This window comes from Candidatus Eisenbacteria bacterium (assembly GCA_035712145.1).
Taxonomy (GTDB): domain Bacteria; phylum Eisenbacteria; class RBG-16-71-46; order RBG-16-71-46; family RBG-16-71-46; genus DASTBI01.
Genome location: DASTBI010000043.1, coordinates 1 through 14,364 on the forward strand (window position 1 = coordinate 1; position 14,364 = coordinate 14,364).

The window sequence follows — 14,364 nt, forward strand, 5'->3', positions numbered from 1 at the left end:
TCTCGTTCACTCGCTCATGAGTGGCCAGAAAATGAGAGCCGCCTGTGAGCACGCCGCTCGAGTCGCGGCCGAGGTTGCCGACACCGGTCGAATCCGGGCTCGGCTTCGCACTAGGGTCAGGCCCACTGCCCAGGCGATTCCTGCATGATCTTGGGGTAGCCGACCAGCACCAAGGCGGTCATTGTGCGTTGACCGGGATCACGCGTCAGGCATAGGGTTGACGCACGTCGGGCGTATGCGCCGGAGGCACCCCATGCGCCACCTTCCCGCCCGGCCCCTGATCCGTCTCGGATTCCTGCTCGTTTTCATTGCGGTGTCATTAGCGGTCGAGACGCCCGCGAGCCAAACAATTCGTTGCACGTCCCGCGGCGACGAGGTCCGACTCGCGCCCGCGGCTGGTTTGGAGCCTGACCAAGTCGCGACGTGGGAGAAGATCGCCACCCTGGGTCCGCTGATCGTGACGCCCGCGATGGTTCTCGATCCGGAAGGCCGGCGAGCGCTAACGATCTGCGGTGGCGGCTCGAGTTACACCAGTGGCGTCCGGCAGCTGCGACTCGACGGCAGGGCAGAGTGGTTGCTGATCGAGACGGTTGGCCGGCCGATCTCGCCGCGACGATCCCTTGCGGCCATCTACGAACCGAAGCACCGACGCGCGATCATCTATGGTGGCTACGACGGCACGTTCCTCGCGGACGTGTGGCAACTGACGCTCGAACGATCGCCGACATGGTCGCGCCTCGCGGTCGCAGGAGAAGGCCCGCCGCCGCTGGCCGCCGCGGCCGCCGTCTATGACTCGAAGCGCGATCGAATGCTGCTGATCCATGGGAATGACGGCATCGCGCCTGACTTTCGATACGGGGGCGTGTGGGCGCTCAACCTCTCCGGTCGACCACGCTGGCAGGCTCTCACTCCAGCGGGACCGAGCCCGGCGCCACGCTCAGCGCACAGCGCAGTCTACGATCCTATGCACGATCGAGTGATCGTGTTCGGCGGCTCGACGTCGGGCCTCGAGTCTTGCTCCGACGAGCTGTGGGAGCTACGGCTCCAGGGACGCGGCGCATGGCGAAAGCTCGAGCTGCCAGAGCCCAGGCCAGGTGGGCGCGAAGAACACAGCGCCGTGGTGGACTCGAGGCGCCAGGAAATGCTGATTTATGGCGGCTTCGGTGATTGTATTGAATACGGAAGGGCAGGAACCCTGGCGCTCCATGACGGATGGGCTCTGTCCCTCGGCGATGCGCCGGTTTGGCGACGACTCCCCGACGGACCCGAGCGAGCCGGGCGCTGGGGCCATCGTGCGGTCTTCGACCCCCAGCATTCGCGCATGATCGTGGCCGGTGGATGGGGCGGGATGGGATCGACGCTCGCCCTCGTCAATGAGCCCGAAGTGCGCGCGCCTCGAGCTCTCGTCGCGGCAAAGGCGCCGGCGACCCCATCCTCACCGGCCGACCTGCCGCTTCGTCTCGCCGTCCGCATGCCCAATCCCACGCGTGGGGCGCTCGCGATGGAGCTGGCCCTTCCCACACGAGGGGCGCGCCTCGAGTTGTTTGACGTGACGGGCCGGCGCGTCGCGCAGCGTGAGCTCTCCGACCTCGGACCGGGTTTCGTTCGTTACCGGTGGGACGCGACCGAGCAGCTTCCAGCGGGGATCTATCTCATGCGGCTCTCCAGGGCCAAGGAGACGGTGAAGAAGAAGGTCATCTTGCTTCACTGAAACTCAACGAACGAGCGTGATCTTTCGCCAGCTCGTTCGTTCACCGATCCGAAGGCCGATCAGGTAAAGGCCGCCCGGCAGACCGGCCGGATTCCATGGGACGGCATGGACGCCCGGGGGATAGAAACGTGCGGCGGGCTCCGCAACCATTCGCCCGCGGATATCGAATACCTTCACCGTGGCTCGTGCCGCTTGGGGCAGCGCGAACTCGATCGTGACGGGACCGTCGCTCGGGTTGGGACGAACCGCGAGCGAGAGGGAGGCTGGAGCGGGCTCGATCGGAACATCCACGACGCCCTGCGTGTGACGGTACACGCCGTTGCCGGTCGCGACGTACAGGGTCTCCTCGATGCTCCCGGTGCGCAGGAGCAGGTGATTGACGCCGTAACCTGCGGCCGCGGGGTAGGCGATTGCCTGCCACGAAAGCCCTCCGTCCTCGCTTTGGTGGAACACCACGCCACGTGGATCCGGCATGAAGCGCGCCCCCGCGGCGTAGAGCTTGAGCGCGCCGAACGGTCGGACGGCCATGCCGAACGTGTACATCGAGGGGTCGGGCGAGGTGAGCGGAGTCCAGTGGGCGCCGCCATCCTCGGTCTTCTGCACCCAGCCCTCCATGCCCACGTAGGCGTAGTCGGCGTTCAAGGGATGTCCAGCGATGGCGTCCACCGCGTTGTCGCCGCCTGCGAAGAGTGACTGCAGTTTCCACGTCTCGCCGAGATCGGTGGATCTGAGAACGCACGGCGAGAAGATGACCGTTTCACCGCCCGCCCACAGGACCGAGGCGTTGGCAGGAGATCGCTCGAGCGCGTTCAGGCCGCAGGACAGCTCGGAGACGACTCGCCAGCTCATTCCTCCATCCGAGGACTTCTCGATCCGGCTGCCGACCGCGAAGAGCGGCTCTCCGGCCGCGTGAGGACCGAGCATGAACCTGGCCTGACGCGCGAACGTTGCTCCGCCGGAGCCGAAGCCGTTCTGGAATGGCTGCCAGGTCACCGCCGCGTCGACACTGCGGAAGAGGGAGATCGTGTCGTTCGTCGCGCCGGTCAAGCCGCGTGAAGCGAGAAGGGCTCCCGGGGCCAGGGAAAGGATGTCGAAGACCCTCCGTCCCGTGAATCCGATCTGGGCCCAGGTCGTGTCGGGTGCGCCTGCGGAGAGGCGATACAGTCCGTCGTCGGTGCAGGCGTAGAGATCTCCGCCGATGCTCCTCAGCTTGTGGACGTCACGGCCGCTCAGCCCCAGCGGCCGCCACGCCGCGCTGGCGGTGGTGGCGAGGCCAAAGCCAAAGGCCCACACCGCGAGAAGCGTCGCGAAGCCGCGTCGCATCGCTCATCCCTCGGCCACGTCGTAGTCCATCGCGGCGTTGGCGAGCTTGGCGAACTCGTCCAGCGTCAGAGTCTCGCCGCGGCGCCGCGGATCCACGCGGGCATGCCGCGCCAGGCGCTCGATCTTCTCCTTGGGCAGCTCGAGCGTCGCCTCCAGCGTGTTGAAGAGCTGCTTGCGGCGCATCTGGAACGAGCCGCGGATGATCCGGAACAGCATCTCCACGCTCTCGACATCCACGGGCGGACGCTCCCGCATCATGAAGCGCACGAGCATGCTGTCGACTTCGGGACGCGGCCAGAAGGCGGAGGCCTTCAAGGTCATGAGCGGCTCGAGCACCGCGTGGTAGCGAGCGAAGAGCGTGAGCGCTCCGTACGCCGGGCTTCCCGCGGGCGCGGCGAGGCGCTCGGCGTATTCCTTCTGCACCAGGAGGACGGCGCTGCGCACCACATGGCGCTGCTCGAACAAGCGTTCGAGGATCGGGGTGGTGATGTTGTAGGGAATGTTTCCAACCACCGCCAGCCGCTCGGTGCGCTGGGCGGCGGCGATCTCCGCGAGGTCGACCTCGAGGAAATCGGCGTGCATCAACTCGAGACCCGGGATCGCATCCAGCTCCTCGCGCAGCAGCTCGACCAGGCCGTCGTCCATCTCGATCGCGATCACGCGGGCGGCGCGCGCGGCGAGGTAAGGGGTCAGCGCGCCGGCGCCGGGGCCGATCTCGACCACCACGTCGTCGGGGCGCACCCGCGCCTGCTCGGCGATGCGCTCGGCCAGGTCCGACCGCACCAGGAAGTTCTGCCCGAAGCGCTTGCGGGGACTGAGGCCGCGGGTGGCGAGCGCCATCTTCAGCCGGGAAAGCTCGGAGCCCTCCGCTTCTGCTCGCTCGCGGACGTATGCCGAGGCGCGCCCCCCGAAACGAGAGCGCCGAGTGGGGAACGGCGGAGGCATGGCCCGAGTGTAGAGGCGATGGCCGGCAACGAAAAGGCGGGGACCGAAGTCCCCGCCCGATCGACGGCTTGCGAGGCCTGTTAGTTCGTCGAGGTCTGCTGGCTGAGCGAGGGCACGAACTCCTCGGTCACCGCCTTGCGCAGCAGGGACGGCGGCACCAGGCCTTGAGCCAGCACGAAATCGTTGAAGCGCTTGCGATCGAAGCGCGGGCCCAGGGCCCGCTGCGCGTCTTGCCGGATCTCGAGCAGACGCGAGTAGCCCACGAAATAGGACGTCGCCTGTCCCGGCGCCATGAACAGGTAGCGCTCGACCTCCTGGGTCGCCATGGCATCGGACAGGCAGACATCCTCGCGCAGCACCCGGTAGGCTTCGTCGCGGGTCACGGTGCCGAGCTGCAGTCCAGGATCGAGGAACGCGCGTGCGTTGCGCATGAGCCGGTTCTGCAGAGCGATGAGCTGGCCCTCGAGCGGCTCGTAGGGGACCATCTCGGCCTCGGCGTAAAGTCCCCATCCCTCGACGTTCACGCTGTTGAACGCGAAGAGGGCGCGCGCCAGTGACACGCCGCGCTCCACCACCGACGCGAACTGCAGCTCGTGCCCGGGCCGGCCTTCGTGCGCGCACAAGGTCCACGAGGCGGCTTCGTGGGTGAAGTCGTCGAATTGCTTTTCCTTCTCACCCGGGGCGCCAGGGATGCGCAGCGGCAGCACGAAGGTGCCGCGCTCACCGGTGTTGCCGATCATCCGCGGCGGCCGCATGTTGGGCGCCGGGATCGCCGCGCTCTCGGCCTCGCTCGCCAGCTTGATCTCCATCTCGCGCGCCGGAACGGTGACGATCGACTCGCGGCGGATGATCTCCTCCACTTCCTTGCTGCGCTTCAGGTAGTGGGCCAGGATGGCGTCTCCGGTGAGCTGCGACTTCTTGAGCTCCTTGATCACGTCGCGATAGTCGGTGACGTTCCAGCCCTTCTCCTTCGCCACCAGCGGCGCCAGAGCCTGCATCGCGCGCTGCGTCTCCTGGAACGACGTCTTGGCCCGGCTCTGCAGCTCCTCGATCGGCATGTCGACGCCGAGCTGCTCCAAAGAGAACGCATAGAGCTCGGAAGGCTGACGAAAGTCGGTGCGCGCCGTCGGCAGCACCTCGGCCTTCACGAACGCGTCGAACGCCGCGAGCTGAGTCTTCAGCTTCGCGTAGTTCTTCTCGTACCCTTTGATCTTGTACTTGGCGAAGAGCTGGCCGATGCCGTCGATGTAGCGAGCGCTGTTGGTCAGGTCCTTCTCGACCTCGTCCTTGAACGGCTTGCGCAGGTTCTCCTTCATCCGCTCGCGCATCCGCGCCGTCATGAGCTCGCTGATCGGCGTGTATCCCTTCTCCTGTCCGGCGTAGCGACGAAGCCGGACCAGCGCCGCCTGGCGGCGTTCCGCCGACACCTGGTCGTCGAGCAGGGCGCGCAGGCCCTGGAACACCAGAGCACTCGCGCTGAAGTAGGGCTGGTTGTGCTTGCGATCGAGCTCGCTGCCCTTGAGCTGCCGGTCGGCGGCCTTGATCAGGATGTCGAGATCCTGGCGCACCGGGGGATCGGTCTCGGCCTCGAGACGCTTGCGGAGCTCGGCAGCGGCCGTGGCCGTGGCGGCGTCGACGCGCTCCTCGTAGCCGGCGCTGAGATCGGAGATCGCTTCGTCGTAGCCGGGGATGCCGAGACGGGCCGCGCCTTCGGGACCGAACCTGGCCATCACGTCGAGCAGCACCTGCGCGTTCTGGTTGCTCTTGAGACACCACGCGGGCTGGGCCGGCGCGGCGGCTTTCGCGGACGGTGGCGGCGCCGACGGCGTCGCCGCGAGCGCGAGGCTCGCGGAGCATGACAGCGTCAGAGTCGCGAGTCCGAGGCGGACTCGATTCGAGAGAAACACGGGGACCTCCTTGAGGGACGGGCACGCCGGGAGTCGGCGGGCGGCGCAGCGCTCTACGGGCGCGAAGGCGCTGACGGTTGCACGATGGGTCGGAGGCGGGGGCAGAACCCGACCGGTGCGCCGCAGAACCAGACGAACGCGTCGACGGCCTCGAGACGGGGCGAAGAGTGCGAATCAGGCCACGTCGAGGCCGATGCCGCGTTCCAGCACCTCGCGCGCCATGTCGCGCGCATAGGGATCGGATGAAGTCCGCGCGATGCGCACCAAGGCTTCGTGACCGTCCGGCCCGAGCGCTCCGAGCGCATAGGCGGCATGGTGCCGCACCCACCATGACGAGTCGGTGAGCCGTGCCGCGATCGCCTCGATCGCGATCGTCGCGCGCACCCGCCCGAGCGCGCGGGCCGCCTGCGCTCGCACCTGCCACGCCTCGTCCTCCAGCGCAGCCAGCAGCGAGGTCCCGCACTCCGGGGCCCCCAGCAATCCCAGCGCACGGGCGGACGTCACCCGCTGCTCGAGTGTCCCGCTATCGAGGTAGTGTTCGAGGCGTTCACGCGCTCCGCGATAGCCGCCCTTTCCGAGCACGTCGATGGCCGCGAGCTCGAGCGTCGGATGCGTGATCCCGCGCTCGAAGGCAGCGGCGATCTCGGGCAATCCAGCACGCCGGAACGCCGTCAGCAGGCTCGCCCAGGAGCGACGGGTGCGTCGCGACAGCTTCTCGGGGTGCGCGAGCAGCCAGCGCAGGGCCCGGAGGTCGCGCGCTCGCGCCAGCGCATGAGCCGCCGCCAGAGTGACCGGTTCGGGACCGCGGCGCAGTGCGCGTCGCAGCAAACGGGAGCTGCTCCGGCACGGCAGCAATCCGAGCCGACGCGCAGCCAGCTCGCGTCGCCACGGCGAATCGTCGCGCAGCCGCTTGCGCTCGGCCACGACGTGCGGATTCGTGGCGAGCGTCGTCGCCAGACGCCTGAGTCGTCCGCGGTAGGGCCCGAGCGAGAGCCGCTCGACGACGGCCCAGAAGGTGGCTGCACGCGCTCGGACGGCCGCTCGTGTCATCCGACTCGTCCAGGGCTCGTCGCGCAGCGTGCCGCGCATCAGGATGAGAAGGGAGCGGCCTTCGCGCCGGTCGTGTCGGCGCCGGCGGCGGTCCAGCGCGCGAGCCAGGAACAGCGCGATCAGCGCGCTCGACAGGACGACGATGATGGCCAGAGCAGGCGGCACAGGCTGCACGTCAGGGTGGGCCATGGCCCCTGGTTCTTCGGCACGAGCAGGACAGGCCTTGAGGCGCGATCAGCCGTGCACGCCGGCCGGGATGCGGAACAGCTCGCGAGCGTTGGCGGTCGTGATGCGGTCCGCCGTTTCCGGCGTCCATCCGCGGATCTCGCAGAGTCGCCGCACGACGCGGGGCAGGAGCCCTGGCTCGTTGCGCTTGAGCGAGCGCGGCTCGGGCTCGAGGTACGGCGCGTCGGTCTCCAGCATCAGCATCGACTCGGGCGCGACCCGGACCGCCTCATCGAGCGCCGCGTGACCGTAGGTGAGACAGCCTCCGATCCCGAGCTTGAAGGCCAGCGCCTCGGCGCGCGCGATCACCTCGGGCCCATCGTCGTAGCAATGGAGGACTCCGCCGGCGGCGGGGCGCGTCTCTTCCAGGATGGCGAGCACGTCCGCGAGCGCGCTGCGCTGGTGGATCACCACCGGCAATCCCACCTCGTCGGCCAGCGCGAGCTGAGCGCGGAACCAGCGCTCCTGATCGGCGCGCGGCGCGTAATCCCGATAGAAGTCGAGCCCGGTCTCGCCGATCGCAACGACCCGTGGATGACGAGCGTGATCGCGAAGCTCGTCGAGATAGGAATCCGGAACCTTGGCCGATTCGCTGGGATGGACGCCGACGCACAGGAACAGGGTCGGATGCTCGCGCGCGAGCGCATGAGCCTTCTCGAGGATCTTGGGCGCGTAGGCGATCTCGACGAAGTGGGTCACGCCCGAGACGCGCGCTCGGTCGAACACCTGCTGGCGGTCGCGATCGAAGCGCTTGTCGGCGAGGTGGCAGTGGGTATCGATCACGTACCGGCCATGGCGACCGCGGCGAGCTACGAGGCCGCGCTCTGAAGCTCGATGCGCGGGAAGAGGCTCTTCACCTCGCCCAGCGTGCGGCCCGTGAACAGGCCGCCGCCGAACGCCGGACGCGCGTCGTCGTCGCGGATCTCGCCCGGCGTGCCGGGCAGCGCGAGCAGGGACCACAGCTCGGCGCTCTTGCCGGGAATGGCAGGCCAGGTCCATAACGCCACCAAGCGAAGCGTCTCGAGCAATGCCGCCAGCGCGGTGGACAGCTCGTTCCTCCGCGACGGATCCTTGGCCAGCGACCAGGGCTTCACGCGCTCGATGAATTCGTTGGCGCGCTGTACCGGCCGCCACGCCGCGGCCAGCGCTTCGTGGACCTCCAGGTCCTCGAAGTGGGCCGGAACCTGCTCCTGTGCTTCCTCGGCGGCCTCGAGCAAGGCGTCGAACGCTTCACGCGCGGCCGGATCCTGAAGACATGCGGGCTCCCAGTGCTCGGGCCCCTGGCCACCGAAGTATTTGTGGACCATGGTGACGGTGCGGCTCGCGAGGTTGCCGAGATCGTTCGCAAGGTGCGTGTTGCAGTGCTCGGCCAGCTGCTCGAGAGTGAATTCGCCGTCGCGTCCGGTCGGAATCGCGTGGAGCAGATAGAAGCGCAACGCATCGATGCCGAACCGGTCGGCCAGCTCGATGGGATCCACGACGTTGCCGACGGACTTGGAGAGCTTTTCGCCGCGGACGTAGATGAAGCCGTGCACGTAGACCTGGCGCGGAAGGGGCACGCCCGCGGCCAGCAGCAAAGCCGGCCACAGGATGCAGTGGAAGCGGCTGATGTCCTTCCCGATCAGGTGGAAGGCGTTCGTGAACTGAGGCGTCGCGGTCCCGGCCCATGCCGCTCCAGGTCGGCCCTGCCCATCGAGGTGCTGGAACTCGTCCTGTCGCGTCGCGCCGAGTCCGCCGGTCTCGTCGGAGCGGGCCAGCCACCACAGCGAGTAGCGGCGCTCCGGCCAGCCCAGCGCGGATAGGTAGTTGAGCAGGGCGTCGGCCCACACGTAGGCGGTGTGCCCCGCGGCGCCCGGGATCTCTTCCGGAAGCGGAACGCCCCAGGGAAGACTGGGGCGTGTGACGCTCACGTCCTCGAGACCCTCCTTGATGACGTTGAGCACTTCGTTCCGGCGGTAGTCGGGGGCGATGAAATCGGGGTGGGCTTCGATGTGCTGGAGCAGGGCGTCGTCGTACTCGGAGAGGCGGAAGAAGAAGTTGGTCTCGCGAACCTTCTTCGGTTTCTTCTTGTGCTCCGGACAACGGCCCTTCTCGTCGAGATCCTTCTCCTGCTTGAACGCTTCGCAGCCTTCGCAGTAGAGCCCTTCGTAGTCTTCCTCGAACAGCGCGGGCTCTCCGGTCTTGGGGGTTCGCGCCTCCTGGAGTCTCCGGAAGAGCTCCTGGACCGCGAGCTCGTGGCGAGGATCGGTGGTGCGGATGAACTGATCGTAGCCGACCGCCAGCGCTTTCCACGCCGATTGAAACGTGGGCGCCAGCTCGTCGACGAACTCCCGCGGCGTCTTGCCGGCCTCGCCGGCGGCGCGCACGATCTTTATCCCGTGCTCATCCGTCCCGGTCAGGAAATAGGTCGCGTCACCGCGCTGGCGGTGGTAACGCGCCAGGCAGTCGGCCAGCACCTTCTCGTACGCGTGCCCCAGATGGGGCCGGCCGTTCACGTAGTCGATGGCGGTGGTGATGTAGAAACGTCTGGACAAGGTGTCTCCGAATGCAGGGAGGCAGTATAACCGACCCCTGACAACGGCACCCGGGTGGGGCCTCTGGGGGGGCTTCCGATGCGGCTGGCGGCCCATCCGATGCGATCCGATGTCGAGCCACCGGCCAGCCGCGTGATACTGGGCTTGGGGGTACGTATAGTCCGATGGAATGGCAAGCGAGAGCGTGGTGCTACAGCGTTTGATCGGCTGGGTCGGCGCGCCCGAGGTCGACTGGGATGCCGCCTACTCGGAGCAGCTCCCGCGGGTCTACAACTTCTTCCGGTATCGGATCGGACCCGGGCCGGACGCCGAGGACCTGACGGCGCGGACGTTCGAGAAGGCATGGGTCGCCCGGCACCGCTATCGCAGGGACCTGGGGCGGTTCAGCACCTGGGTCATGACCATCGCCCGTCGTGTGGCGATCGACCACCTGCGGAGCCGCCGCCAGCATCTCCCGCTCGATGCGGGGATGGAGGTCGCGGGCGGCCCGAGCCCCGAGGATCTGGCCGAGCGCCGGTCCGATGCCGCAAGACTGGCACGCATGCTCCTCGCGTTGGGGGAGCGTGAGCAGGAGCTGGTGTCGCTCAAGTATGGCGCCGGAATGACCAACCGCGACATCGCGCGGCTCACCGGTCTGAGTGAATCGAATGTCGGCACCATCCTTCACCGCACGGTGCAGCAGCTGCGGGCGGGATGGGACGACGCAGGAGGATGACGATGGACGAGCACTTCATGAAGGGTCTCCGGAAAGCTCCGGACCCCGAATTCGCGAGGCGGCTGCGGGATCGGCTCGGAACCACCGAGCCGTCGGCGGAGGAGCGCCATGGCGCCCGCTGGGCCCCGCTGCTCGCACCCGCGTTGCTGGTGGCGGCCATCGCCAGCGTCATCTTCTTCCCTTCGGTGCGGGCGTCGGCCCAGGCATTCCTGGATCTCTTCCGCATCCGCAGCTTCACCGCGGTGAGCGTCAGCCCTGAGCGCATCCGTCAGCTCCAGGACGGCAAGCTCGATCTCGAAGGCTTGCTCGGCAACCGCGTCGAGACGGTCAGGGAGCCCGGTCCGCGACAGACCGTGGCGACGGCGGCGGCGGCGGGCGTGGCGGCGGGCATCGACGTCAAGGTGCCGGGCACACTGCCCGCGGGACTCCAGCCGGATTCGGTCTCGTGGCGCGGGCCTGGCGAAGTGAGGGTGACCGCGGACGTCCAGCGACTGCGTGGACTGCTCCAGGCGCTCGACATCCAGGACGTCGCGATTCCCATGGCCATCGACGGACAGAAGATCGACATCAAGGTGCCGGCCGTGGTCGAGCAGCGATTCAGCAAAGGCTCGAGGAGCGTCCAGCTGCTGCAGGCGAAGAGTCCCGAGGTGGCACTGCCGGCCGGAGTCGACCTCGCGGCGCTCGGCGAGATCGGCCTGCGCATCCTCGGCCTCGAGCGCGCCGAGGCGCAACGTCTGTCGCAGAGTATCGACTGGGGCAGTACGATGCTGATCCCGGTGCCGGGCAACGCCGCGTCCTTCCAGCAGGTGGATGTGAGCGGCCAGTCCGGACTCCTGGTCACCGCGAAGGGCGAGCGCAAGGACGGAAGGCCTCGGGAAGGCATGATCGTGCTGTGGTCGAGGGGTGAGATGGTGTACGCGCTGGCGGGGAACATTTCCAAGATCGACCTCCTGCAGATGGCCAACTCGCTTCAGTGACCGAACGGGTCATCGAGACCCGCGGCCTCCGCAAACGCTTCGGCTCGAAGGTCGCGGTCGCCGACCTCTCCCTGTCCGTCGGACCGGGGGAGGTATTCGGCTTTCTGGGCCCCAACGGCGCCGGCAAGACCACTTCGCTCAAGATGCTGCTCGGCCTGATCGAGCCGAGCGCCGGAACGGCTCGGGTGCTGGGCGCCCCGCTCGGAAATCGGTCCGCACGAGCCCGCGTGGGCTTCCTTCCGGAGCACTTCCGTTTTCACGACTGGCTCACCGGCCGTGAGCTGCTGCACTTCCACGGCCGGCTCTACGGTTTGTCAGGCAGAACGCTCGCGTCGCGGGTCGAGGATCTCCTGGCCCGCATGGATCTGGTCGAGGCTCGGGACCGCGCGCTGCGCCACTACAGCAAGGGCATGCTGCAGCGCGTCGGGCTCGCGCAGGCGCTGCTCAACGAGCCGCGGCTCGTATTCCTCGACGAGCCGACCTCGGGGCTCGATCCGCTCGGCAGGCTCCTGGTGCGCGACGTGATCCGTGACCTCAAGTCGCGCGGCACGTCGGTATTCATCAACTCCCACCTGCTGGGCGAGATCGAGGCGACTTGCGACCGCGTCGTGTTCCTCAAGGCCGGCCGCACGGTGCGTGAGCTGGAGCTGCGAGGACGTGTCGAGCGCCTCGAGGTCGAGCTGCGCGTCCACGACGCCGACGCCGAGACGATGAGCGGCTTGGATCGCTTCGGACGCAGGCTGGCTGGGGCCGGCGACCGCGTGCGACTCGAAGTGACCGACGAGGAGCGGCTGCCGGAGATCGCGGCGTTCCTGGTCGGGCGCGGGGCGAAGCTCTATGGCATGCACGCCGCGCGGCCCTCGCTCGAGCGCGTGTTCCTAGAGGTCATGGGTGACGAGGGGAGGCCGGGCTGATGCGGGCGCTGCTGACAGTGGCCCACCTGACCATCCACGAAGCGGGACGCCGCCGCATCCTGCTGGCCACCGTGATCGGCGGCGTCGGTTTCGTGCTCCTGTTCGCGACGGGATTCCACTTCGTCGTGCGGGACATGCGCAAGGGCACGGCGATCGACAGCCTCCAGATCCGGATGATGCTGAACCTCTTCACGCTCGCCGGTCTCTATGGCGCCAACTTCCTCGCCGTTATGACGGCGGTGCTGCTCCCGGTCGACACCCTCTCGGGCGAGATCTCGTCGGGGGTGCTGCAGACGCTGGCGTCGAAGCCGGTGCGCCGCTCCGAGATCGTGCTCGGGAAGTGGCTCGCGTTCGTGACGATCGCGCTGGCGTACCTAGCACTGCTGACGACCGGCGTCCTGCTGGCCACGCGACTCCAGGCGGGAGTCCTGCCTCCGAACCTCGGCCCCGGTCTGAGTCTCATGGCGCTCGAGATCACGCTGATGGTCACGCTCTCGATCGCGGGCGGCACGCGGCTCAGCACCATCACCAACGGCGTGGTGATCTTCGGGCTCTACGGCCTGGCCTTCATCGGCAGCTGGGTGGAGCGCATCGGCGCGATCGGCTCCAACCGCGCCGCCGAGCGGATCGGCACGCTGGCGAGCCTGCTCGTGCCGAGCGAGTCGATGTGGCTGCTCGCCGCGCATTACATGCAGCCCAGCATCCTGCGAGGCCTCGAGATCACTCCCTTCACCGCGGGATCGGTTCCGAGCCCGGCGATGGTGGTGTGGGCCGCCGGCTACACGGTGGTGACGCTGCTGGTCGCGATCCTCTGGTTCCGTCGCCGGCCGCTGTAGCGGTCCGGCCCCGGCACGCCCTCGCTAGGTCGAATCTCCCGGGGGAGGATCCGTCGCCGTCTCTCCGTTCCCATCTCCGTTCCCGCCCTTGTTCTTCTTGCCGCAGCCACAATCCCCGCACTGGCGGTACGGACCGGGCGGCATGTCGGCGTAGGCGATGCGATGCTCCGCGCCGTCGTCGTCGCGCACCCACACCGCCTCCTCGTAGAACGCGGTGCGGACCACCGTCATCGGTCCCTGGCCGGTCTTGAACGTGGCGCCGACCGGCGGCAGCTTCTCGGCGCTCTGCCGATAGCGGTCGAGCTCGTATGCCAAGCAGCACATGAGCCGACCGCAGGCGCCCGAGATCTTGGTGGGATTGAGCGAGAGCTGCTGCTCACGCGCCATCTTGAGGGTGACCGGATGGAATTCCTTGAGCCAGGTGGAGCAGCACAAGGGCCGCCCGCAGGGGCCACAGCCGTCGAGCCTCTTGGCCTGCTCGCGCCGTCCGATCTGGCGCAGCTCGATCCGGGTGCGGAACTTGGAGGCCAGGTCCTTCACCAGCTCGCGGAAGTCGACCCGCTGATCGGCCGAGAAGTAGAACGTCATGCGGTGGCCGGTGAAGGCCACCTCCACTTCGGCCAGCTCCATGACCAGCGACCGGGCCGAGATGCGGTCCTGGCAGTACTCGAAGGCTTCCACTTCCTTCTGCCGGTTGTGGTCCTCCTGGTCCAGGTCCTCTTCCTCGGCCTTGCGGATGATTTCCCGCGTCACGTTTCCCGGCCGCTTGAGCTGGATCAGGAAGGAATCCTTGAGGAAGACGCTGCCGACGGACTCGCCACTGTCCGTCTGGACGACGACCTTGTCACCGAGCTTGAGCCAGAGATTGCGCGAATTGAGGAAGAAAGCCTTGCGCGCACCGCGCAGCGCGACCTGGACGATGTCCGACATCGTCGTACCTCTATGGGGCCGTAGGAGGCCCGAACGCCGGTCGTGGGAACCGGCGGATGGAATTCGCGAACCGCAATCCCGGAAGCGTGCTGAAAAGCCAGCGCGCGTCCCGAGCTATGAGCCAGCCCCCGGCACGGTGGCCGAGGGACATCGGATGACCGGCGGCAGCATAGCGCAGCCGCGCCGCGGTTTCAGCAACCCAGAACCCGCCCAGGCCTTCCCAAGGGTTAGGATGCCGCCCATGCGTGCACTCGACCTCACTCGGGAGCTGATGCGCTTCGACACGATCCTGGGCTC

12 protein-coding genes are annotated in these 14,364 nt (G+C 67.9%); 5 read left to right on the top strand and 7 right to left on the bottom strand.

Annotated elements, in window-relative coordinates:
* Positions 1-400 precede the first annotated feature (400 nt).
* Positions 401-1,711, top strand: a complete 1,311-nt coding sequence (locus VFQ05_02650; protein HET9325652.1) for a T9SS type A sorting domain-containing protein — start codon at positions 401-403, stop codon at positions 1,709-1,711.
* A 3-nt stretch (positions 1,712-1,714) separates the two neighbouring features.
* Here the strand turns inward: VFQ05_02650 and VFQ05_02655 are convergent, their stop codons facing one another.
* From VFQ05_02655 to metG, 6 genes are all read right to left on the bottom strand, one after another.
* A complete protein-coding gene (locus VFQ05_02655; GenBank protein HET9325653.1) occupies positions 1,715-3,034 on the bottom strand; it encodes a hypothetical protein in 1,320 nt (439 codons plus the stop codon).
* A gap of 3 nt (positions 3,035-3,037) precedes the next feature.
* A complete protein-coding gene (gene rsmA, locus VFQ05_02660; protein ID HET9325654.1) occupies positions 3,038-3,874 on the bottom strand; it encodes a 16S rRNA (adenine(1518)-N(6)/adenine(1519)-N(6))-dimethyltransferase RsmA in 837 nt (278 codons plus the stop codon).
* A gap of 185 nt (positions 3,875-4,059) precedes the next feature.
* Positions 4,060-5,886, bottom strand: a complete 1,827-nt coding sequence (locus VFQ05_02665) for a DUF885 domain-containing protein (GenBank protein HET9325655.1) — start codon at positions 5,884-5,886, stop codon at positions 4,060-4,062.
* Positions 5,887-6,060: 174 nt separating this feature from the next.
* Positions 6,061-7,125 (bottom strand): HEAT repeat domain-containing protein, encoded by a 1,065-nt coding sequence (locus VFQ05_02670; protein HET9325656.1) that lies wholly within the window; start codon positions 7,123-7,125, stop codon positions 6,061-6,063.
* Positions 7,126-7,170: 45 nt separating this feature from the next.
* On the bottom strand, positions 7,171-7,944 hold the full coding sequence (locus VFQ05_02675; GenBank protein HET9325657.1) for a TatD family hydrolase: 774 nt from the start codon (positions 7,942-7,944) through the stop codon (positions 7,171-7,173).
* Positions 7,945-7,970: 26 nt separating this feature from the next.
* Entirely contained in the window at positions 7,971-9,695 is a 1,725-nt protein-coding gene (metG, locus tag VFQ05_02680) for a methionine--tRNA ligase (GenBank protein ID HET9325658.1), read from the bottom strand.
* A gap of 184 nt (positions 9,696-9,879) precedes the next feature.
* On the opposite strand from metG, the gene VFQ05_02685 reads away from it, so the two are divergent.
* From VFQ05_02685 to VFQ05_02700, 4 genes are read left to right on the top strand one after another with little or no spacing between them, the layout of a single operon-like run.
* Positions 9,880-10,410 carry a sigma-70 family RNA polymerase sigma factor gene (locus VFQ05_02685; protein HET9325659.1) on the top strand — a complete coding sequence of 177 codons (531 nt, stop codon included), beginning with the start codon at positions 9,880-9,882 and terminating at the stop codon, positions 10,408-10,410.
* Positions 10,411-10,412: 2 nt separating this feature from the next.
* Positions 10,413-11,387 (top strand): hypothetical protein, encoded by a 975-nt coding sequence (locus tag VFQ05_02690; protein ID HET9325660.1) that lies wholly within the window; start codon positions 10,413-10,415, stop codon positions 11,385-11,387.
* Positions 11,384-12,301, top strand: a complete 918-nt coding sequence (locus VFQ05_02695; GenBank protein HET9325661.1) for an ABC transporter ATP-binding protein — start codon at positions 11,384-11,386, stop codon at positions 12,299-12,301. The genes VFQ05_02690 and VFQ05_02695 overlap by 4 nt, the downstream gene beginning before the upstream one ends.
* Positions 12,301-13,137 (top strand): ABC transporter permease subunit, encoded by an 837-nt coding sequence (locus VFQ05_02700; protein HET9325662.1) that lies wholly within the window; start codon positions 12,301-12,303, stop codon positions 13,135-13,137. Before VFQ05_02695 ends, VFQ05_02700 begins: the two co-directional genes overlap by 1 nt.
* 24 nt (positions 13,138-13,161) lie before the next feature.
* Here the strand turns inward: VFQ05_02700 and ricT are convergent, their stop codons facing one another.
* A complete protein-coding gene (ricT, locus tag VFQ05_02705; protein HET9325663.1) occupies positions 13,162-14,067 on the bottom strand; it encodes a regulatory iron-sulfur-containing complex subunit RicT in 906 nt (301 codons plus the stop codon).
* Positions 14,068-14,364 lie beyond the last annotated feature (297 nt).

Excerpts from the sequence above, each read along its gene's own strand:
- VFQ05_02700 (HET9325662.1), top strand. The coding sequence starts at position 12,301 with ATGCGGGCGCTGCTGACAGTGGCCCACCTGACCATCCACGAAGCGGGA.
- rsmA (HET9325654.1), bottom strand. The coding sequence starts at position 3,874 with ATGGCGCTCGCCACCCGCGGCCTCAGTCCCCGCAAGCGCTTCGGGCAG.
- ricT (HET9325663.1), bottom strand. The coding sequence starts at position 14,067 with ATGTCGGACATCGTCCAGGTCGCGCTGCGCGGTGCGCGCAAGGCTTTC.
- VFQ05_02690 (HET9325660.1), top strand. The coding sequence starts at position 10,413 with ATGGACGAGCACTTCATGAAGGGTCTCCGGAAAGCTCCGGACCCCGAA.
- VFQ05_02655 (HET9325653.1), bottom strand. The coding sequence starts at position 3,034 with ATGCGACGCGGCTTCGCGACGCTTCTCGCGGTGTGGGCCTTTGGCTTT.
- VFQ05_02670 (HET9325656.1), bottom strand. The coding sequence starts at position 7,125 with ATGGCCCACCCTGACGTGCAGCCTGTGCCGCCTGCTCTGGCCATCATC.